This window comes from Ancylobacter novellus DSM 506, from assembly GCF_000092925.1.
Classification (GTDB): Bacteria; Pseudomonadota; Alphaproteobacteria; order Rhizobiales; family Xanthobacteraceae; genus Ancylobacter; species Ancylobacter novellus.
Genome location: NC_014217.1, coordinates 4,665,991 through 4,683,808 on the forward strand (window position 1 = coordinate 4,665,991; position 17,818 = coordinate 4,683,808).

The 17,818-nt window shown below is 70.1% G+C and carries 17 protein-coding genes; 10 read left to right on the forward strand and 7 right to left on the reverse strand.

Going from position 1 to position 17,818, the window contains the following annotated elements; genetic code table 11:
• Position 1: 1 nt before the first annotated feature.
• Entirely contained in the window at positions 2-586 is a 585-nt protein-coding gene (locus tag SNOV_RS21960; RefSeq protein WP_013169174.1) for a glycosyltransferase family protein, read from the reverse strand.
• Between the two features lie 320 nt (positions 587-906).
• On the opposite strand from SNOV_RS21960, the gene SNOV_RS21965 reads away from it, so the two are divergent.
• Both SNOV_RS21965 and SNOV_RS21970 read left to right on the forward strand, forming a co-directional pair.
• Positions 907-2,022 carry a PA0069 family radical SAM protein gene (locus SNOV_RS21965; protein ID WP_187291166.1) on the forward strand — a complete coding sequence of 372 codons (1,116 nt, stop codon included), beginning with the start codon at positions 907-909 and terminating at the stop codon, positions 2,020-2,022.
• Positions 2,019-2,561, forward strand: a complete 543-nt coding sequence (locus SNOV_RS21970) for a VOC family protein (protein WP_013169176.1) — start codon at positions 2,019-2,021, stop codon at positions 2,559-2,561. The genes SNOV_RS21965 and SNOV_RS21970 overlap by 4 nt, the downstream gene beginning before the upstream one ends.
• Positions 2,562-2,766: 205 nt before the next feature.
• On the opposite strand, the gene SNOV_RS21975 is transcribed toward SNOV_RS21970, so the two are convergent.
• Together SNOV_RS21975 and SNOV_RS21980 are read right to left on the reverse strand one after the other, a co-directional pair.
• Positions 2,767-3,432, reverse strand: coding sequence for a DsbA family protein (locus SNOV_RS21975; RefSeq protein ID WP_013169177.1), 666 nt, complete (start codon positions 3,430-3,432; stop codon positions 2,767-2,769).
• A gap of 103 nt (positions 3,433-3,535) precedes the next feature.
• Positions 3,536-4,039 carry a DUF721 domain-containing protein gene (locus tag SNOV_RS21980; RefSeq protein ID WP_013169178.1) on the reverse strand — a complete coding sequence of 168 codons (504 nt, stop codon included), beginning with the start codon at positions 4,037-4,039 and terminating at the stop codon, positions 3,536-3,538.
• A 65-nt stretch (positions 4,040-4,104) separates the two neighbouring features.
• Here SNOV_RS21980 and mutY point away from each other — a divergent pair, with 65 nt between their 5' ends.
• Positions 4,105-5,184, forward strand: a complete 1,080-nt coding sequence (gene mutY / locus SNOV_RS21985; protein ID WP_013169179.1) for an A/G-specific adenine glycosylase — start codon at positions 4,105-4,107, stop codon at positions 5,182-5,184.
• A 6-nt stretch (positions 5,185-5,190) separates the two neighbouring features.
• Here the strand turns inward: mutY and SNOV_RS21990 are convergent, their stop codons facing one another.
• A complete protein-coding gene (locus tag SNOV_RS21990) occupies positions 5,191-6,378 on the reverse strand; it encodes a site-specific DNA-methyltransferase (RefSeq protein ID WP_013169180.1) in 1,188 nt (395 codons plus the stop codon).
• 101 nt (positions 6,379-6,479) lie between these two features.
• Between SNOV_RS21990 and SNOV_RS21995 the strand changes: the two genes are divergently transcribed.
• Entirely contained in the window at positions 6,480-7,535 is a 1,056-nt protein-coding gene (locus SNOV_RS21995; protein WP_013169181.1) for an FUSC family protein, read from the forward strand.
• A 110-nt stretch (positions 7,536-7,645) separates the two neighbouring features.
• Here SNOV_RS21995 and SNOV_RS22000 read toward each other — a convergent pair whose 3' ends face one another.
• The gene (locus SNOV_RS22000) at positions 7,646-8,299 is read right to left on the reverse strand and encodes a methyltransferase family protein (RefSeq protein WP_013169182.1); all 654 of its coding nucleotides are present in this window, start codon (positions 8,297-8,299) and stop codon (positions 7,646-7,648) included.
• A gap of 198 nt (positions 8,300-8,497) precedes the next feature.
• On the opposite strand from SNOV_RS22000, the gene SNOV_RS22005 reads away from it, so the two are divergent.
• The 6 genes from SNOV_RS22005 (at position 8,498) to SNOV_RS22030 (ending at position 14,988) form a co-directional block, all read left to right on the forward strand.
• The gene (locus SNOV_RS22005) at positions 8,498-11,950 is read left to right on the forward strand and encodes a chromosome segregation SMC family protein (protein ID WP_013169183.1); all 3,453 of its coding nucleotides are present in this window, start codon (positions 8,498-8,500) and stop codon (positions 11,948-11,950) included.
• A gap of 295 nt (positions 11,951-12,245) precedes the next feature.
• The gene (locus tag SNOV_RS22010) at positions 12,246-12,632 is read left to right on the forward strand and encodes an AtpZ/AtpI family protein (RefSeq protein WP_013169184.1); all 387 of its coding nucleotides are present in this window, start codon (positions 12,246-12,248) and stop codon (positions 12,630-12,632) included.
• 130 nt (positions 12,633-12,762) lie between these two features.
• Complete coding sequence (locus SNOV_RS22015; RefSeq protein ID WP_187291167.1) at positions 12,763-13,512, forward strand: F0F1 ATP synthase subunit A; 750 nt, start codon at positions 12,763-12,765, stop codon at positions 13,510-13,512.
• Positions 13,513-13,572: 60 nt separating this feature from the next.
• Positions 13,573-13,800: a F0F1 ATP synthase subunit C gene (locus SNOV_RS22020; protein WP_013169186.1), complete on the forward strand. Its 228-nt coding sequence runs from the start codon at positions 13,573-13,575 to the stop codon at positions 13,798-13,800.
• Between the two features lie 80 nt (positions 13,801-13,880).
• Complete coding sequence (locus tag SNOV_RS22025; protein WP_013169187.1) at positions 13,881-14,495, forward strand: F0F1 ATP synthase subunit B; 615 nt, start codon at positions 13,881-13,883, stop codon at positions 14,493-14,495.
• A 10-nt stretch (positions 14,496-14,505) separates the two neighbouring features.
• Complete coding sequence (locus tag SNOV_RS22030) at positions 14,506-14,988, forward strand: F0F1 ATP synthase subunit B family protein (RefSeq protein WP_013169188.1); 483 nt, start codon at positions 14,506-14,508, stop codon at positions 14,986-14,988.
• 297 nt (positions 14,989-15,285) lie between these two features.
• On the opposite strand, the gene SNOV_RS22035 is transcribed toward SNOV_RS22030, so the two are convergent.
• Together SNOV_RS22035 and SNOV_RS22040 are read right to left on the reverse strand one after the other, a co-directional pair.
• The gene (locus tag SNOV_RS22035) at positions 15,286-16,563 is read right to left on the reverse strand and encodes a cell wall hydrolase (protein ID WP_013169189.1); all 1,278 of its coding nucleotides are present in this window, start codon (positions 16,561-16,563) and stop codon (positions 15,286-15,288) included.
• 164 nt (positions 16,564-16,727) lie between these two features.
• A complete protein-coding gene (locus SNOV_RS22040) occupies positions 16,728-17,735 on the reverse strand; it encodes an L-threonylcarbamoyladenylate synthase (RefSeq protein WP_013169190.1) in 1,008 nt (335 codons plus the stop codon).
• Positions 17,736-17,818: the final 83 nt, after the last annotated feature.

Here is a 17,818-nt window from a genome sequence, read left to right on the forward strand (position 1 = left end):
GTCAGCCGTCCGGCAGCAATATCTGCGAGCGCAGCAGCACCAGCCGGTTGCGCCCGACGCAGCCCAGCAGGCGCCGGGACGTGTTCGCCCCGGCTTCGTGGCCGCCGATCGCCTCGTAGAAGCGCCGGTGGATGAGCAACCCCTGCTCGGGCCGTGGCCTGCCGGTGACGGCATGGCGCAGCACCGCCGCCGCTTCCCTGATGCGGGGCGAGACGCCGAAGCCATCCAGCGCCAGCCGGAAGGTCGCCGCTCTCGCATCGGTCACGCCGGTGCGCTCGATCTGGTCGGTGAAGTTGCGCACCTCGCGCGTCCAGCCGTCTTGCAGCAGGCCTTTCGGCTCGAGGAAGAACAGCCAGGGTGCGCGCGCCGCCTGCGCGCCCATGCGCAGCCGCTCGCCCTCGTCGGCAGGGCCGGCCACATATTCGCACCCCGCCGCGTCCGCTATCTCCGCGACCTCCGGCGAGCCGCCCGAATCGACCAGCACCACCTCGCGCACGATGCCGGCGGCGGCGCCGGGCACCAGCGCCGCCAGCGTCGGGATCAGCAGCTTGGCCGGTTCCTGCGTGGGTATGACGACCGAGATCACGCGCCCAGCCACCCCTTCGACGATCTTGGCTTGGAGAAGGCCCGCAGGCCTGACGGATGCAGCATTTTCCTGCCTATCGCAGCGTTTTGCGCGCGTATAGCCCGACCGTCACAATTCGCTGGATGTTCTTGATATGTTCTCATTGGTGGAGTAGGAATCCGCCCATGGAACGCCGATCGCCCGAACTTCCCCGCGCCGCTGGCGCGCCGCCGGTCTCCCGGCCCGCTCCCAAGCATGTGGGGCGGCTGGCGGAGGAACGGCGCGTGCGCCGGGACGAGGAGCACCGTGCTGCCGCCCGCGACCTCTCGACCCTGTCGGACATGGATGCGGTGCCACCCGCGCCGAAGCCGGACTGGCTGGTGGAGGAGGAACGCCGGCGCGGTCGCGGCGCGCTCTCCAATGCCGCCGGGCGTTTCGAGCCGGGCGCGCGCGAGGCGTTCGACGATGGCTGGCAGTCGCTCGACAACCTTCCGCCCTTCCGCACCAGCGTCACGGTGGAGAAGCCGCGCACCATCATCAACCGCAACGATTCGCCCGATGTCGGCTTCGACCGCTCGATCAACCCCTATCGCGGCTGCGAGCATGGCTGCATCTACTGCTTCGCGCGGCCGACCCACGCCTATCAGGGCCTTTCCGCCGGGCTCGATTTCGAGACCAAGCTTTTCGCCAAGCCGGACGCGCCGGAGCTCCTGGTGAAGGAGCTCTCTAAGCCCGGCTATGAGCCGCGCACCATCGCGCTCGGCATCAACACCGACGCCTATCAGCCGATCGAGCGCGAATGGCGGCTGACCCGGCGCATCCTCGAAGTGCTGCGTGACTTCGGCCACCCCGTCGGCATCGTCACCAAGTCGGCACTGGTGCTGCGCGATCTCGACATCATCGCCCCCATGGCCGAGCGTGGGCTGATCAAGGTCGCGCTCTCGGTCACCTCGCTCGACCACAAGCTCGCCCGCATCATGGAACCGCGCGCCACGACGCCGCAGCGCCGCATCGACACCATCCGCCAACTTTCGGAAGCGGGCGTGCCGGTGGCGGTGCTGGTGGCCCCCGTCATTCCCGCCGTCACCGACGCCGAGATGGAGCGCATCCTCGATGCCGCCGCTGCCGCCGGGGCGAAGGAGGCCGGCTATGTGATGCTGCGCGTGCCGCTGGAGATCCGCGACCTGTTCAAGGAATGGCTGCTCGCGCATTTCCCCGACCGCTATCGTCACGTAACATCGCTGCTGAAGGAGCTGCATGGCGGCAAGGAATATGATTCCACCTTCGGCCACCGCATGACCGGCTCGGGGCCCTATGCCTGGACCATGGCGCGGCGCTTCGAGATCGCCGTCGAGCGGCTCGGCCTCAACCGCCGCCATACGAAGCTGACCACCCGTCATTTCAGCCGCCCACCGAAGCGGGGCGAGCAATTGTCGCTGTTCGGGGAGGAAACATGAGCGCCACGACCATGGAAGACCCGGCGAAGGGACCGGAGGCGGAGCCTCAAGATGCGGTCGAACACGAGGAGAGGAGCGGCAAGGTGGCCGCCTTCCGCAGGCGCGCCATGCCGCCGCTGCGCCTCTCGCTCGTCACGCTAGGCGTCACCGACCTCAAGCGCGCCATCGCCTTCTACGAGGCGCTGGGGCTGGAGCGGAAGGTGAAGGCGGCGGAGGGCGTCGCCTTCTTCGATATGGGCGGGGTGGTGCTGTCGCTCTATCCGCGCCACGAGCTCGCCACCGATGCCGGGATGCTGGCCGGCCGCGCCGGGCAGTTCGGCGGCATCACGCTCGCCTGCAACCGGGCGAGCCGCGCCGAGGTCGACGCCACGCTGATCCGCCTGGTCGCCGCCGGTGGGCGCGCGCTGAGACCGGCGCACCCGACTTCCTGGGGCGGCTATATCGGCTATGTCGCCGATCCCGACGGCCATCCCTGGGAGATCGCCCACAATCCGAGCTTTCCGCTCGACGCCGAGGGGCGGATCACCCTGCCGGAGTGAGGCGCACGCGCGCGAAGGGTATGACGGAGAGGAGTGGGGGGGGCGGCGGCCCGTATCGCAGCCGTCATCCCGGACGGCCCACAGGGCCGATCCGGGATCGTGCAAACATAGGGGACCGATCCCGGCTCTGCGCTCCGCTTCGGCCGGGATGACGGCGTGGCCTGGATGGCGGCACCGCAGCCGGCCGCCGCAGTCCCTCTACGCCTCAGTTCGAGCCGAGGAGCGGCGCCAGTTCTTTGTCGAGGTCCTCCGGGCTGAGGGCGCCGGAGACCTTCTTGCCATTGATGAAGAAGGTCGGCGTCGCATCGACGCCGAGCTCGCTGCCGCGCTTGGCCACCTCGTCGATCTGGCCGGCGAGCTTGGCATCGTTGAGGCATGCGTTGAACTGCTGCTCGCTCATGCCGCCTTGCTTGGCGATGGCCATCAGCGCCTGCGCCGGATTCTGGCTGTAGGCCCAGTTCTTCTGCGTCTCGAACAGCGTGTCGGTCATCGGGTAGTACTTTCCGTCGCCGGCGCAGCGGGCGAGCATGAAGGCGGCCTTGGCGACGATGTCGAGCGGGAACTCGCGCAGGATGAAGCGCACCTTGCCGGTGTCGATATATTTCGACTTCAGCACCGGATAGGTGGTCTCGTGGAAATGCGCGCAGTGGCTGCAGGTCAGCGAGGCGTATTCGACGATGGTCACCGGCGCGTCGGCCTTGCCGAGCACCTGGTCGGGCAGGGCGCCCAGCGCCATCAGCTTGGCCTCGTCCGCCGACTGCGCCTCGGCCCGGCCGATGAAGCCGAGATCGCCGGCCCCGAAGGCGGCGATGGCGGCCGTGGTCAGGGCAAGGGTGCCCACTCCTTCAAGGAAGCGACGGCGGTCGATCATGGTCGGTCTCCAGGACGCGCCGGACGCTCTCGCCGGCTTTTGATGGGCTAGCGCCTACAGGCAGCGCGCGAACATGGCAACGGTGGGGCGACGGGACGTTGCGTCACCGCTGCGTGATGCACCGGCGGGCATCGCGGGCGATGAGCGCGCCGAGCCGCCCCAGCGCAGCGGCGAGCGCCGGATCCTCGAACGGACCGACCGTGCGGCCGAGTCGGCGCTCGACCTCGCCGCAAGCGTCGGCGTCCGGCTCGGTGAAAGGCCGGCGCGCGGCGCGCGGTCGCGGCACCGGCCCCTGGCGCAAGGCGAGGCGGCCGATGCAGCGCCAGCCGAAATAGCGGTTCACGCGCTCGATCACGATCGGCGCGTCGTGCTGCAATTCGATGGCGAAGCCGCCCTCGACCCGCACATGCAGGACGCCCGGCTCCGGGCTGTCCTGTCGCGAGGGCCAGGCGAGCTTGACCGGCACCGCCCGCGCCGCCAGCACCTCGCCGACGATCTCCGCCCAGCGGGTGACGATCTCCACCGATGCGATGCCGCGCTGGCGGCAGCTCTCCGCGATGGTCGCGTCGATCAGGTCGGCGAGCGGGCGCGGTATCGGTGGAGCCATCGGTGTCCCATCTTGCCCACGGCGGCTTCTGCCGCCACCTTGCAGGCGTCTTGCCCGAGGATCGCATGCCAGCCGCCGCCAATCCAGCCGCACGCGCCGCCCCGCCGCGCAAAGCCGTCCCGCCGCCGGAGGCGCTGCTCGGCTGGTACGACCGCCACCGCCGCCGCCTGCCCTGGCGCGCCGAGGCGGGCAAACGGGAGGCCCCCTATCGCGTGTTCCTCTCCGAGATCATGCTGCAGCAGACCACGGTGGTGACGGTGCGGCCTTACTACGCCGCCTTCCTCAAGCGCTGGCCCGATGTGGAGGCGCTCGCCGCCGCGCCGCTGGAAGAGGTGCTCTCCGCTTGGGCGGGGCTCGGCTATTACGCCCGCGCCCGCAACCTGCATGCCTGCGCGAAGGCCGTGGTGGCGCGCCATGGCGGGCGCTTCCCGGCGGATGAGGCGGCGCTGCTCGATCTGCCCGGCATCGGCCCCTATACGGCGGCGGCCATCGCCTCGATCGCCTTCGACCGCCGCGCCGCGCCGGTGGACGGCAATTGGGAGCGCGTGGTGGCGCGCCTCTTCGCGGTGGACGAGCCGCTGCCCAAGGCACGGGCGAAGCTGCGGGCGCTGGCGCTCACCCTTCTGCCCGACGAGGGCTATGGCGATTTCGCGCAGGCGATGATGGACCTCGGCGCCACCATCTGCACCCCGCGAAAACCGGCCTGCGCGCTCTGCCCATGGCGGCCGGATTGCGCCGGCTATGCGACGGGCGCGCCTGAGGTCTACCCGCTCAAGGCCGCCAAGGCCGCCCGCCCGACTCGCCGCGGCGTCGCCTTCCTCGCCGTGCGGGCCGACGGCGCCGTGCTGGTGCGTTCACGCCCGGCGAGCGGATTGCTCGGTGGCATGAGCGAAGTACCCTCGACGCCCTGGGAGGTCGACGGCGTTGCCAGCCCCGCCGGCCACGCGCCGCTCAACGCGCAATGGTGCGCGCTCAATGCGCCGGTCACCCACGTCTTCAGCCATTTCGCGCTGGAGCTCGATGTCTGGCGCGCCGACCTTTCGGCCGCGACAAGGGCACCAGCCGGGCATCGCTGGGTGCGGCCGGAAGGCTTCGACGCCGAAGCGTTTCCCAGCGTGATGCGCAAGGTGCTGGCGAAGCTCTAGGCGCCGCTACTCCGCCGCCATCGCCATTTCCGAGCGCATGACGGCGCGCAGCGTGTCGATCGGCTTCAGTCCCTCGCGGGTCTCGACATGCCAGTAGGTCCAGCCATTGCAGGCGTCGAGCCCCTGCGCCAGCGCGCCGGCGCGGTGGATGGAGCCGATCTGGCCGAGGCCCGGCGCCGTCTCCAGCGACAGCGTGCCGTCGGCGCGCACCAGAGCCCGCGTGCGCGCCTTGGCGTCGGTCAGGAGCGTGCCGGGAGCGAGCAGTCCGCGTTCGATCAGAGAGTTGAAGGCCACGCGCGGCGCCTCTCGCGCCGTCGGCGCAAGGGCGAGGGCGAGGTCGGGGAGCGGTTCCACCGCGTCGATGCGCGCCTGCGCCGCGTCGGCATAGGTCGGGTCGCGTTCGATGCCGACAAAATGCCGGCCGAGGCGCCTTGCCACCGCCGCCGTGGTGCCGGAGCCGAGGAAGGGATCAAGCACCACGTCGCCGGGCTTGGAAGCGGACAGGATCACGCGGGCAAGCAGTGCCTCGGGCTTCTGCGTCGGGTGCAGCTTGCGCCCGTCCTCGTCTTTCAGCCGCTCGCCGCCCGAGCAGATCGGGAACAGCCAGTCGGAGCGCATCTGCACGTCCTCATTGGCCGCTTTGAGCGCCTCGTAATTGAAGGTGTAGCCCTTGGCACCCGGCTCGCGCGCGGCCCAGATCAGCGTCTCATGCGCATTGGTGAAGCGCCGCCCGCGGAAATTCGGCATCGGGTTGGTCTTGCGCCAGACGATGTCGTTGAGGATCCAGAAATCGAGGTCCTGCAAGAGCGCGCCGACGCGGAAGATGTTGTGGTAGGAGCCGATTACCCACAGCGTACCGGTGGGCTTGAGCACCCGGCGCACCGCCAGCAGCCAGGCGCGGGTGAAGGCGTCATAGGCCTGAAAGCTCTCGAACTTGTCCCAGGCGTCGTCGACGGCGTCGACCCGGCTGTCATCGGGGCGCTTCAACTCGCCTTGGAGCTGGAGGTTATAGGGCGGGTCGGCGAACACCATGTCGACCGAGCGGGCCGGCAGCTTCGACAGCTCGGCGACGCAGTCGCCACGCAGGATGGTGTCGAGGGGCAACTCGGACGACAGATCGGAAGGCCGGCCCGACGGGCGAATGACGCCGGTGCGGGATGCCCGATGGGCCTCCCCGTTACGAACCACCTTCATGGACGGCTACCCTACTCAGGACGCAACACAACAACACTGTGTCCACAATCTCCGTCGGGCACGGTAAAGACCGGGTAAAGCGGTACAGCGAGGAGCAGTGCGTGGCCGAGACTTCCCGCGAACGGCCGGTTCCGGAAGGCGAGACCGCGCGGGCGCGCTGGCATGGCGACGGGCTCGTCGCCCGCTCGATCCGCTTCGCGCTGACGGTGATGGCGCCGATCAGCGCCGGTCTCGTGGTCGGCGTGGATTTCTGGATGATCTACGCCATGGTCACCAGCATCCTCGCCTTCACGCTGGACACGGGCGGACCAGCGCTGCACCGGCTCGGCTGGATGGGCGCGGCGGGGCTGGTGGTGATCGCGGGCACCGGCATCGGTACGCTGGTGGCCGGCGACATGCCGCTCATCGTCGCCGCCTTCGGCCTCGTCGGCGTGCTCTATGCGCTGGTGGAGAGCATCCATCCGAGCGCCGCCGCCGCGGCGCGCTTCATGTGCCTCACGTTGGCGGTCGGGGCGCTCTACGCGCCGCTGAAGGCGGTGGATGTCGCGGTGGTCGCTGCCTTCGTGCTCTATGCCTGGGCAGTCTCGCTGGCCTGGGATGCGCTGACCGGCCTGCTGCGCCCCTCGACGGCGCCGCCGCTCGCCATGGTGTTCGCCCGCCTCCGCGCCACCGAGCGCGAGCGCTGGGTATTCGCCGCCGCCGTGGCCATCGCCGTGCCGCTCGCCTTCCTCACCAGCCTGACGCTCGGCCTGCACCGGCCCTACTGGGCGCTCATCGCCATCGTGCTGGTGCTCAGGGCGGATGCGCTGTCGAGCCGGCGACTGATGGTGCAGACGCTGGCCGGCACCCTGCTCGGCATCGCGGCGGCGCTCGTCTATGGCTATGCGCTGCCCTTCCACGCCGCGCTGCTGGTCGGCATGGCGGTGGCGGCGCTGATCCGCTGGCCGGCGCAGCAACTCCACGGCGCGCTCGGCACCGCCGCGCTCACCGCCTTCATCATGCTGCTCTTGGAACTGGTCGCCGGCAGCGTGGGTGGGGCGGCGCATGACATCGTCGAGCGGTTGATCGACGTTATGGTCGGCTGCGCCTTCGCCATGGTGGCGCTCGGTCTCGACCGGCTGGGACAGGCGCTGCTGCGGCGGATGCTGCCGCGCTAGAGCATTTCCCGATCATATGGAATCATCTGATCGGGAAATGCTCTCGCCTATTGAATCTCGAGCGCTTTCTTGTCGTTCGGATGTTTCATCCGAACGGAAAGGGCTCTAGCTCAAGGTACCATCCACAGGATCGGCAGCAGGCCGTGTCCCTGGGCGATCTCGATGCCCTCGGCGACCGGGATGGCGGCGAGGAAGACGCAGGCGTCGATGAAGGTACGCACTACCAGCTGCGGCCGGATCTCCAGCGTGTCGACGTTCCGCCACAGCCGCACATCCGGCACGAAGCGCGGCACCCGCGCCTTGTAGGCAAGGTAAGTCTCGCCGAACCGCTCGGCGAGGAACCGCTCCTCCTTGCGCACGACCACGGCGAAGACGAGGACGGTGACGATCGCGCCTGCTGCTGCCGCCGTGAGGCTGCCGAACTGCGCGCCGGCGCCGGCGGCGCCGATGAAGGAGAAGAAATAGAGTGGGTTGCGGCAGATCGAATAGGGGCCGACATCCACCAGCGTCGCCTTCTTGCGCCCGCCAATATAGAGCGAGCACCAGGTCCGCCCGATGATGGCGACGAAGAGCAGCACCAGGCCGGCCTGCTCGATCATCTCGTGCATGCCGTGCTCGTCAGTGTCCGGCCAGACCGAATGGCCGAACAGCAGCACACCGATGGCGACCGCGCCGATGGCGTAGAGCACCAGCTTGCGCGTGTTCTGCACGGCCGCGATGTCGAAGCTGGGCGTGGCGTGCGGCGTGCGAGGAGCGTCGTTCATCAGGAAGATTCCGCGAAATGTGAAGGCCCGTTCAATCCGCCCGTCGCGGCTTTTTTCGGGCGAGCCGGCTAAGCGTTCCTCCGCATAGGCCGCCAGCCGGCTTCGGTCCATGGCGAATGTCGCTTTTACCGCAACATCTCGTGGATCGAGCCTTGCCGCCCACTTGAACTTGTGTTCCAGCAGCGGCACGCTCAGGGCATGAAATTCACCCGGCTGCGCCTTGTCGGCTTCAAGACCTTCGTCGAGCCGACGGAAATGCTGATCGAGCCCGGCCTCACCGGCATTGTGGGCCCGAACGGCTGCGGCAAGTCGAACCTCGTCGAGGCGATGCGTTGGGTGATGGGCGAGAGCTCTTATAAGGCGATGCGCGCCGAAGGTATGGACGACGTTATCTTCGGCGGCACCACCACCCGCCCGGCGCGCAACACCGCCGAGGTCGTGCTGGTCGTCGACAATGCGGAGCGCTCCGCGCCGGCCGTGTTCAACGACGCCGACCTACTGGAGATCTCCCGCCGCATCGAGCGCGAGGCCGGCTCCTCCTACCGCATCAACGGGCGCGAGGTGCGCGCGCGCGACGTGCAGATCCTGTTCGCCGACGCCTCCTCCGGCTCGCGCTCGCCCTCCATGGTGCGGCAGGGGCAGATCGGCGAGATCGTCGGCGCCAAGCCCGCCGCCCGCCGGCGCATCCTCGAGGAAGCCGCCGGCGTCGCCGGCCTGCACGCGCGCCGGCACGAGGCGGAGATGCGGCTGCGCGCCGCCGAGACCAACCTCACGCGCCTCGAGGACGTGATCGGCCAGATCACCGGCCAGCTCGACGCGCTGCGCCGGCAGTCGCGGCAGGCGGTGCGCTACCGTGCGCTCTCCGGCGACATTCGCCGCAACGAGGCTGCGCTGCTCTGGCTGCGCTGGCTGGAGGCGACCGGCGGCCTGAGCGAGGCGAGCCGCGCGCTCGACCTCGCTGTCCGCGAGGTCGCCGCCCGTACGGTGGCACAGGGTGAGGCCGCTCGCGCCGCGGCGGTGGCCGCCCATGTCATCCCGCCGCTGCGCGAGGCGGATGCCTCCGCCGCTGCCGCATTGCAGCGCCTGACGCTGGCCCGTGGTGAGCTCGACCGCGAGGAGGCCCGCGCCGGTGCTCGCCGCGATGAGCTCGACCGCCGCCTCGCCCAGCTCGGCGGCGACATGGCACGCGAGCGCGCTCTTGCCGCCGACGCCGGCGAGATGCTGCAGCGCCTCGCCACCGAGGCCGAGGAACTGGAGGCGGCGCAGGGGGAGGCGGCGCAGCTGGAGGAGGAGGCGGTCGAAGGCCGCGAGGCCGCGGCCGCAAAGCTCGCCGATGCCGAGCGCGACTTTACAGAAGCGACCGCTGCCAATGCCGAGCGCGCCGCCCGGCGCGGGACTCTGGAACGCGCGCTGCGTGAGGAGACGGAGCGCCTCGCCCGGCTGGAGCGCGAACTCATCCAACTCGCCGAGCAGCAGCGGCAGGTCGAGGCGAGCGCCGGTGCTGCCCGGCTCGACGAACGCCGCATGGCAGCGGAGGCGGCGCAGCAGGCCTTCGCCCGCGCCGAGACCGCCGCGCATGAGGCCGAGACCGCCCATATCGCTGCCCGTGCGGCGCTCGACCAGGCCCGCCGGCCGCTGGCTGAGGCCGAGCGCGCCGCCCAGCGGCTGGACACCGAGGCGCGCACGCTCGCCAAGCTGCTCGATGTAGGCTCCCACCGCCGCTGGCCGCCGGTGCTCGACGCGGTGCGGGTGGAGCGCGGCTACGAGACCGCGCTCGGCGCCGCGCTGGGCGACGATCTCGATGCGCCGGCCGATAGCGCTGCGCCGGTCCATTGGGCGCTGGTCGATAGTGGCGGCGATGCGCCGCTGCCCGAGGGCGTCGAGCCGCTCGCCGCTTATGTCGAGGCGCCGCCGGTGCTGGCCCGCCGCCTCGCCCAGATCGGCGTGGTGCTGAACCATGACGGCCCGCGCCTTGCGCCATTGCTGAAGCCCGGCCAGCGCCTCGTCTCGCGCGAGGGCGACCTGTGGCGCTGGGACGGGCTGAACGCCGCCGCCGACGCTCCGACCGCTGCCGCCCGCCGCCTCGCCGAGCGCAACCGGCTCGCCGACATCGCCGCTGAGCTGGAAGGGGCGCGGGCCGAGGTCGCCATCCACCGTGCCGCGTTGGAGATGGCCGAGACCGCGCTGCGCGCCGCCGGATCGCGGGAGAGTTCGGCGCGCGAGGCCCGCCGCGCCGCGCTGCGCACCATGGAGGCGGCGCGCGACGACCTCGCCCGCGCCGAGCGTGCGGCGTCCGAGCAGGCCGCTCGCCTCGCCGCGCTGACCGCCAATCGCGGCCGGCTGGAGGTGGATCGCGAGAAGAGCGCGGCGGGACTCGCCGAGGCTCGTGAGGCCGTCGCCACCCTGCCACCGGCGGTCGAGGGCGAGGCCCTACTGGCCGAGGTGCGGGCCCGGGTGGCGCAGGATCGCGCCGCTCTCGCCGAGGCGCGTGCCCGGGCGGATGCGCTGGTGCGCGAGCGCGAGCAGCGTGTGCGGCGCCTCACCACCATCGCCTCCGAGCGGACCTCCTGGGAGGCCCGTGCCGGCGGCACCGGGGAGCGCGTGGCGGCCCTGGAAGCCCGTCTTACCGAGGCGTCGACCGAGCGCGCCGCGCTCGACGATGCTCCCGTTCAGTTCGCTGCTCGTCGCCGCGCCCTGCTCGACGAGACCTCCAAGGCCGAGGCGGCACGGCGCGAGGCGGCCGACCAGCTCGCCGCTGCCGAGGCGGCGCAGGCCGAGGCCGACAGGGCCGCGCGCGCCGCTCTCGATGCCCTCGCCTCCGCCCGCGAGGAGAACGCCCGCAGCGAGGCGCGTGTCGAGGCCGGCCGGCAGCGGCGCGAGGATCTGGTACGCGAGATCGCCGAGATGCTCGACGGCCCGCCGGAGAGCGCGCACGAGATCGCCGGATTTGCGCCTGACGCCCAGATGCCTGAGCTTGCCACGGTCGAGGCGGAACTCGCCCGACTCAAGGCAGATCGCGAGCGGCTCGGCGCGGTCAATCTGCGCGCCGAGGAGGAACTGTCGGAGGTCGAGGGCCAGCAGAAGGGCCTCTCCGCCGAGCGCGACGATCTCACCGAGGCGATCAAGCGGCTGCGCCAGGGCATCTACGGCCTCAATCGCGAGGCGCGCGAGCGGCTGCAGGCGAGCTTCACCGTGGTCGACGGCCATTTCCGCCAGCTCTTCGCCACGCTGTTCGGCGGCGGCGAGGCGCAACTGGTGCTGACCGATTCGGACGATCCGCTGGAAGCTGGGCTCGACATCATCGCCAAGCCGCCGGGCAAGAAGCCGCAGTCGCTCTCGCTGCTGTCGGGCGGCGAGCAGGCGCTGACCGCCATGGCGCTGATCTTCGCGGTCTTCCTCACCAATCCGGCGCCGATCTGCGTGCTCGACGAGGTCGATGCGCCGCTCGACGACGCCAATGTCGAGCGCTTCTGCAACCTGCTGGACGAGATGCGCCGCCTCACCGAGACGCGCTTCGTCACCATCACCCACAACCCGATCACCATGAGCCGGATGAACCGGCTGTTCGGCGTCACCATGGCCGAACGCGGCGTCTCCAAGCTGGTCTCAGTCGATCTCGCCACCGCCGAGAGCTGGCGCGAGGCGAGCTGAGTCGGGTTTCTGCCGCTACGGCAGGCCAGCGCCGCGGGTGGAGTCGTGGGTGTCATGGGGCGTTCGCCGTATTCCCGCACGAACGCTGGCATGCCAAAAACACGCCGTTCACCTTCCCTTGGTGCGAAAGCGGTCGCGCAGGCCTGCGACAGAGCGTCCACCTGCCAGTTTTCATGTGTCATTTCAATGACTTGAAACATGTGTTCACGTCCTTGACACCCCAAGGGGTGATCACTATGGTGCGCCCGGCTTCGGGGTGGGGAAATCCTTACTCGGTCGGGCTTGAGCGTGAATCATGGACGACCGGGACAAGACGGACGGCCAGGGCGGCTCGATCCGGCCGGAAATCTCCGATGACGAGCTTTCCGGCAGGCTTCGCGGGCTGGGCAGCGAACTGGACAAGGTTCGCGCCGAGCGACGGGCCGACGCCAAGGCGGCTTCCGCGTCGCCGGACCGGGCGTCGACCTCTGCGGGGATGACGTTGGCTTTCCGGCTGGGGAGCGAGTTCGTCGCGGGTGTTCTGGTCGGGGCCGGCCTCGGCTGGGGCTTCGACTATTTCCTCGGCACCTCGCCGTGGGGAATGATCGTGTTCCTGCTGCTCGGCTTCGGCGCGAGCATCGTGAACATGCTGCGCGCCGCCGGGGAAACCGGCCGCAAGACCCCGCCGAAAGGCGGACGGTAAGCATCGCCGCCGAAGGGCGGGGCGTGAAGGGTTTCGGCGGCGTCGCTTCGCGGCGCCTTTTAAAGACGGGGACGGGCGCCATCCGGCGTCGCGTGATTGAGGGCAGCGACCGGCGATGGCCAGCGGAAGCGTGATCGATCCGATCCACCAGTTCCAGATCGTCAAGATTGTGGATCTGGGAACGCCGGGCGGCATCGAGCTCGCCTTCACCAATTCCGCCGCCTACATGTTCGGCATCGTGGCGCTGGTGTTTTTCTTCCTCACCTTCGCGACGCGCGGGCGCACCTTGGTGCCGGGCCGGGTGCAGTCGCTGGCGGAACTCTCCTACGAATTCGTCGCCTCGACCGTGCGCCAGACCGCCGGCAATGAGGGGATGAAGTTCTTCCCGCTGGTGTTTTCGCTGTTCATCTTCGTGCTGGTGGCGAACTTCGTCGGCATGGTGCCCTACACCTTCACCGTCACCAGCCACATCATCGTCACCGCGGCGCTGGCGGCGATCGTCATACTCACCGTCATCATCTACGGCTTCGTCCGCCACGGCATGCATTTCCTGCATCTCTTCGTGCCGTCGGGCGTGCCGGGTTTCCTGCTGCCCTTCATGGTCGCGATCGAGGTCATCTCCTTCCTCTCGCGCCCCATCAGCCTGTCGCTGCGTCTCTTCGCCAACATGCTCGCCGGCCACATCGCCATGAAGGTGTTCGCCGGCTTCATCGTGATGATGACCGCGGGCGGCGTCGTCGGCTGGTTCGGCGCCGTGCTGCCGCTCAGCATGGTGGTGGCGCTGACCGCGCTCGAATTCCTGGTCGCCGCGCTGCAAGCCTACGTCTTCGCGGTGCTGACCTGCATCTATCTCAACGACGCGCTGCATCCGGGGCACTGATCGGCGCGTCGCGGGAATCCAGCCTTCAACTCAATCAGCGAAATTCAATAGGAGAAGACCATGGATCCGATTGCCGCCAAGTTCCTCGGCGCCGGTCTCGCTTGTCTCGGCATGGGCCTTGCCGCTATCGGCGTGGGTAACATCTTCGGCAACTTCCTCTCGGGCGCCCTGCGCAACCCGTCGGCGGCCGACGGCCAGTTCGCCCGCGCCTTCATCGGTGCGGCGCTCGCGGAAGGTCTCGGCATCTTCGCGCTCGTCGTCGCGCTGGTCCTGCTCTTCGTGGTCTGACGTAGTAGGGCTCGGGCGCGTCCATGGCGCGCCCGGCCTGCTTCGAACCAACGTCCGCATCGACCAAGGAAGCCTGAACCATGCCCGAGACCCAGGGTCCGGCCGGTACATTTGTCATCGCGCAGGCAGAGCCCGCGGTGCACGGCGCTGCGCCGGCCCATGAAGGCGTGGAGATCGCAGTGCCGCCGGCGGAAGCGCATGGCGGGGGCTTCCCGCCTTTCGATGTCCATACCTTCCCCTCGCAGCTGATCTGGCTGGCGATCGCCTTTGGCGCGCTCTACCTGCTGATGAGCCGCATCGCCCTGCCGCGCATCGCCAACATCCTTGAAGAGCGTCACGACCGCATCGCGGACGACCTCGAGGAGGCCGGCAAGCTGAAGGCCGAGAGCGAGGCCGCCGCCTACGCCTATGAGCAGGCGCTCGCCAGCGCCCGCAACAAGGCCCACGGCATCGCTACCGAGACGCGCGACAAGCTCGCCGCCGACAGCGAGGCCGGCCGCAAGTCGCTGGAGGCGGAGCTTTCCGCCAAGCTGGCCGCGGCCGAGACGCAGATCGCCGCCACCAAGGACGCCGCCATGTCTAATGTGCGCGGCATCGCGGTGGACGCGGCCGGTGCCATCGTCGGCAACCTGATCGGCACCGCCCCGGCGCCGCAGGCGGTCGAGGCGGCGGTCGACACCGCCATCAAGGGCTGAGGAGCGCGCCATGGGAAGTGATACTCTCTGGGTCGCCGTCGCCTTCGTCATCTTCATGGCGATCGTCGCTCGCGCCGGCGCCTTCTCCGGCATCGCCGCCAAGCTCGACGCCCGCGGCGAGCGTATCCGCCACGAGCTGGAGGAAGCGCGCAAGCTGAAGGAAGAGGCGCAGAAGCTGGTCGCCGAGTACAAGCGCCGCCAGCGCGAGGCCGAGGACGAGGCCGAGGCGATCATCACCACCGCCAAGGCGGAAGCCGAGCGTCTCGCTGCCGAGACCAAGGCCAAGCTCGAGGACATGATCGCCCGCCGCACCAAGATGGCCGAGCAGAAGATCGCCCAGGCCGAGGCGCAGGCGCTGGCTGACGTGAAGGCCGCCGCGGCCGATGCCGCGGTGAAAGCCGCCGAGACCCTGCTCGCCGCGCAGGTCGTCGGCGAGACCGCCGAGCGCGTGCTGGGCGAGGCGGTGTCGGAAGTGAAGTCGAAGCTGAACTGAGCTTCGCTCGCCGGCTCTTCGTCGTATGAGTTATGAAATGCCCGGCTTCGCGCCGGGCATTTTCGTTTTGGCTGTTGGATGTCCCCCTCTCCGCAAAGTCGTGAGGGAAGACGTGGATGCCCGGAACAAGTCCGGGCATGACGTTGCTCGGAGCGCGATGCCGTATGCCGAGGTTCGGCCTGTCGATATCCCGTCCTCCCGGCCGAAGCGCAGCGGAGAGCCGGGATAGCTTGCCAATCGGGTCACGATCCCGGATCGGCCTTCGACCGTCCGGGATGACGACTTGAGGGATGGCCCTCAGCTCGTCCAGCGTCGCGGGCGGTAGAAAGTGTGCTCGCCGATGCGGTCGAGCTTGCGCATCTCTCGGATCCAGTTCGGCCGCACCGAGCGCGCGTGGTAGTGCGTCGCCCGCCCGACCTTGTCGTCCCAGACAAGGCCGTCGAGCATGTCGGCGGCGATCTCCTTGGCCTGCTTCCACAGCCGCGGCTCGGTCACCACGTCGCGGATGTTGTCGCAGGCGAAGGTGAACTGGCAGGCAAGCCGGCGATGGGCATTCTGGTAGACGGCGCGGCAGATGTCGGCGGGGTAGTAGCCGGAGAAGACCCGGTTCATCACCACTTGCGCCACCGCCACCTGGCCGCGCTTGGGCTCGCCGCGGCTCTCGAAATAGACCGCCTCGGCGAGGCACTTCTCGGCGCGGTCGCGGCGCTTGCCGGAGAGGCCGAGCCGCTCGGCCGGGCTCGGCCCGCGCGCCACGCGAAGTGCGTCGTCCCCGGATTTCTCCGCCGTGGTGGTGCCGCTGTCGCCCGGCGGCAGGGCGGAAGGGGCGAGGTGCAGGAAGGGCTGCGGCGGCAGCGCCGCCTGGTCGAGGCCGAAGATGAAGGCGTTCTGCCGGTAGAGTGGCAGATCGGGGTCGAGCTCGTAGGAGTCGCCCGGCTCGTCATCGTCCATGGCGGCGAGCGCGCCGTCGCCCGGCACGGTGATGTCGTGCCCGTCGACGCCCAGCGCGACGGCGGGGCCGGCCTGTTCGAGCTGCGAGGGATCGCCGGTCGGATCGCCGGCGGGAACGGAATAGAGGCCTTCGGTTTCGGCCGCCACGTCGGGGATCTCGCCGTCCTCGTAAGGGTCGGTGCCGGCGCCGGCGAAGGCGGCGACCATGCCGGTCCCCATCCCGACGGAGCCGGTGCTGACGACGCCACTACCGGCAAGGCTCGCGGGGGTGGCATCGCCCGCGCCGGCGAACGGATCGGCCTCCAGCGGCTCCTCGGCCGCCAGCGCCAGCCGGTCGGTCTTGGCGTCGCGGTTGACGTCGACGGTGAGCGCGGGAGCGGGCGGCGCGGGGATCGCCGACCCCGCCAGCAGCGAGGAGGCGGACGGCCAGATGAAGGTCGAGGCCTTGAGCAGGTGCAACGGCCCGCCGAGGATGGAGAGGCGGGCGCGCTCGGTCACGCCGGGCTCATGCGCCATGCGGGCGAGTATGTCCTGCAGGCCGATGGAGGTGCTGCCGCCGACCATCATGGCAAGCAGCACGGCAGCCCTGGCCCCGTGGCGATTGATCCGTGTCCCAGCCCACATATACGCGCCTACGCAACAACCCGGCCCTTGTCGCCGCGTGACTTGCCTGCGACAGGCAAGCCCTCGCGTGTCAGGCCTTATGGTTGTCGCTCATTAACCTTGCGAGCCGGTTAATGGCGGGCGCTATGGGCGAGAGCATGTCGCGCCGAAGGCGTGATGTGGCCTCAACGTGGCGCGGCTGCGCGGCGCAGACGGTCGGCGATGGCCTCGCCGAGGCCATGGCGGGGCAGGGCGACGACGGCGATGGCGATGGCGCCGCTCGAATCGAGCGCGCGCAGATGCGCGAAGAGGTTGGCCGCCGCCTCGACGAGGTCGCCGGTAGGGCTGAGGTCGAGACGGGCCACCGCCTGCTCGGCGCCCGGCGGCTGCGCGCCGGCGAAGGTGAGCAGCGCCTCGCCTGGCTTCACCTCGCGGGCGCGGAGCCGCACGGGAATGGTCGGCGCGTAGTGCGAGGCCAGCATGCCGGGGGCGAGGGGAGCCTCGCCGGCTTCCGCCTCCTCGACCACGCGCGGCGCAGGGCTGGCCAGCGGCGCGCCGAGGGCTTCCTTGATGGCTTCGCGCGGCAGGCCGCCGGGGCGCAGCATCACCGGCACTTCGCCGGTGCAGTCGAGGATGGTCGATTCCACGCCGACTGCGCTTGCGCCGGCATCGAGGATCAGGTCGATCCGCCCGTCGAGGTCGGCGGAGACATGTGCGGCGCTGGTCGGCGAGACATGGCCGGAGCGGTTGGCGCTCGGCGCGGCGATCGGCCGTCCCGCCGCGCGTAGCACCGCCTGCGCCACCGGATGCGCCGGTACGCGGATGGCGACGCTGGACAGCCCCGCGCGGGCGAGCTCGCTGGTCGCCCCCTCGATGGCCGGTACCACCAGTGTCAGCGGGCCGGGCCAGAAGCGCCGCGCCAGCGTCTCGGCGGCCGGGGTGAGATGGCCCACGCGCCGGGCGGCGTCGATGTCCGGCACATGAGCGATCAGCGGATTGAAGCTCGGTCGGCCCTTGGCCGCATAGAGCCCGGCGACCGCGTGCGGATCGGTGGCGTCGCAGGCGAGGCCGTAGACCGTCTCGGTCGGCAGCGCGACGAGACCGCCGACCTTCAGCACGCGCGCGGCCTCGGCGATGCCGGCGGCGTCAGCCGCCAGCAGCTTGGTCACGCGCGGCGCGACTATATGCTTCACCCTTGCATTCTCCCGGTCAGGCGCGCTCGGATAGGGCGTCCGCCCGAGCGGGTCAACCGCGGGGAATTCCCCCGTCATCTCAT

Bases quoted from the DNA above. Each gene is read 5' to 3' on its own strand.
- SNOV_RS21970 (WP_013169176.1), top strand. From the start codon at position 2,019: ATGAGCGCCACGACCATGGAAGACCCGGCGAAGGGACCGGAGGCGGAG.
- SNOV_RS22000 (WP_013169182.1), bottom strand. From the start codon at position 8,299: ATGAACGACGCTCCTCGCACGCCGCACGCCACGCCCAGCTTCGACATC.
- SNOV_RS22005 (WP_013169183.1), top strand. From the start codon at position 8,498: ATGAAATTCACCCGGCTGCGCCTTGTCGGCTTCAAGACCTTCGTCGAG.
- SNOV_RS21965 (WP_187291166.1), top strand. From the start codon at position 907: ATGGATGCGGTGCCACCCGCGCCGAAGCCGGACTGGCTGGTGGAGGAG.
- SNOV_RS21975 (WP_013169177.1), bottom strand. From the start codon at position 3,432: ATGATCGACCGCCGTCGCTTCCTTGAAGGAGTGGGCACCCTTGCCCTG.
- SNOV_RS22035 (WP_013169189.1), bottom strand. From the start codon at position 16,563: ATGTGGGCTGGGACACGGATCAATCGCCACGGGGCCAGGGCTGCCGTG.
- SNOV_RS21990 (WP_013169180.1), bottom strand. From the start codon at position 6,378: ATGAAGGTGGTTCGTAACGGGGAGGCCCATCGGGCATCCCGCACCGGC.
- SNOV_RS22020 (WP_013169186.1), top strand. From the start codon at position 13,573: ATGGATCCGATTGCCGCCAAGTTCCTCGGCGCCGGTCTCGCTTGTCTC.
- mutY (WP_013169179.1), top strand. From the start codon at position 4,105: ATGCCAGCCGCCGCCAATCCAGCCGCACGCGCCGCCCCGCCGCGCAAA.
- SNOV_RS21980 (WP_013169178.1), bottom strand. From the start codon at position 4,039: ATGGCTCCACCGATACCGCGCCCGCTCGCCGACCTGATCGACGCGACC.
- SNOV_RS22010 (WP_013169184.1), top strand. From the start codon at position 12,246: ATGGACGACCGGGACAAGACGGACGGCCAGGGCGGCTCGATCCGGCCG.
- SNOV_RS22025 (WP_013169187.1), top strand. From the start codon at position 13,881: ATGCCCGAGACCCAGGGTCCGGCCGGTACATTTGTCATCGCGCAGGCA.
- SNOV_RS22030 (WP_013169188.1), top strand. From the start codon at position 14,506: ATGGGAAGTGATACTCTCTGGGTCGCCGTCGCCTTCGTCATCTTCATG.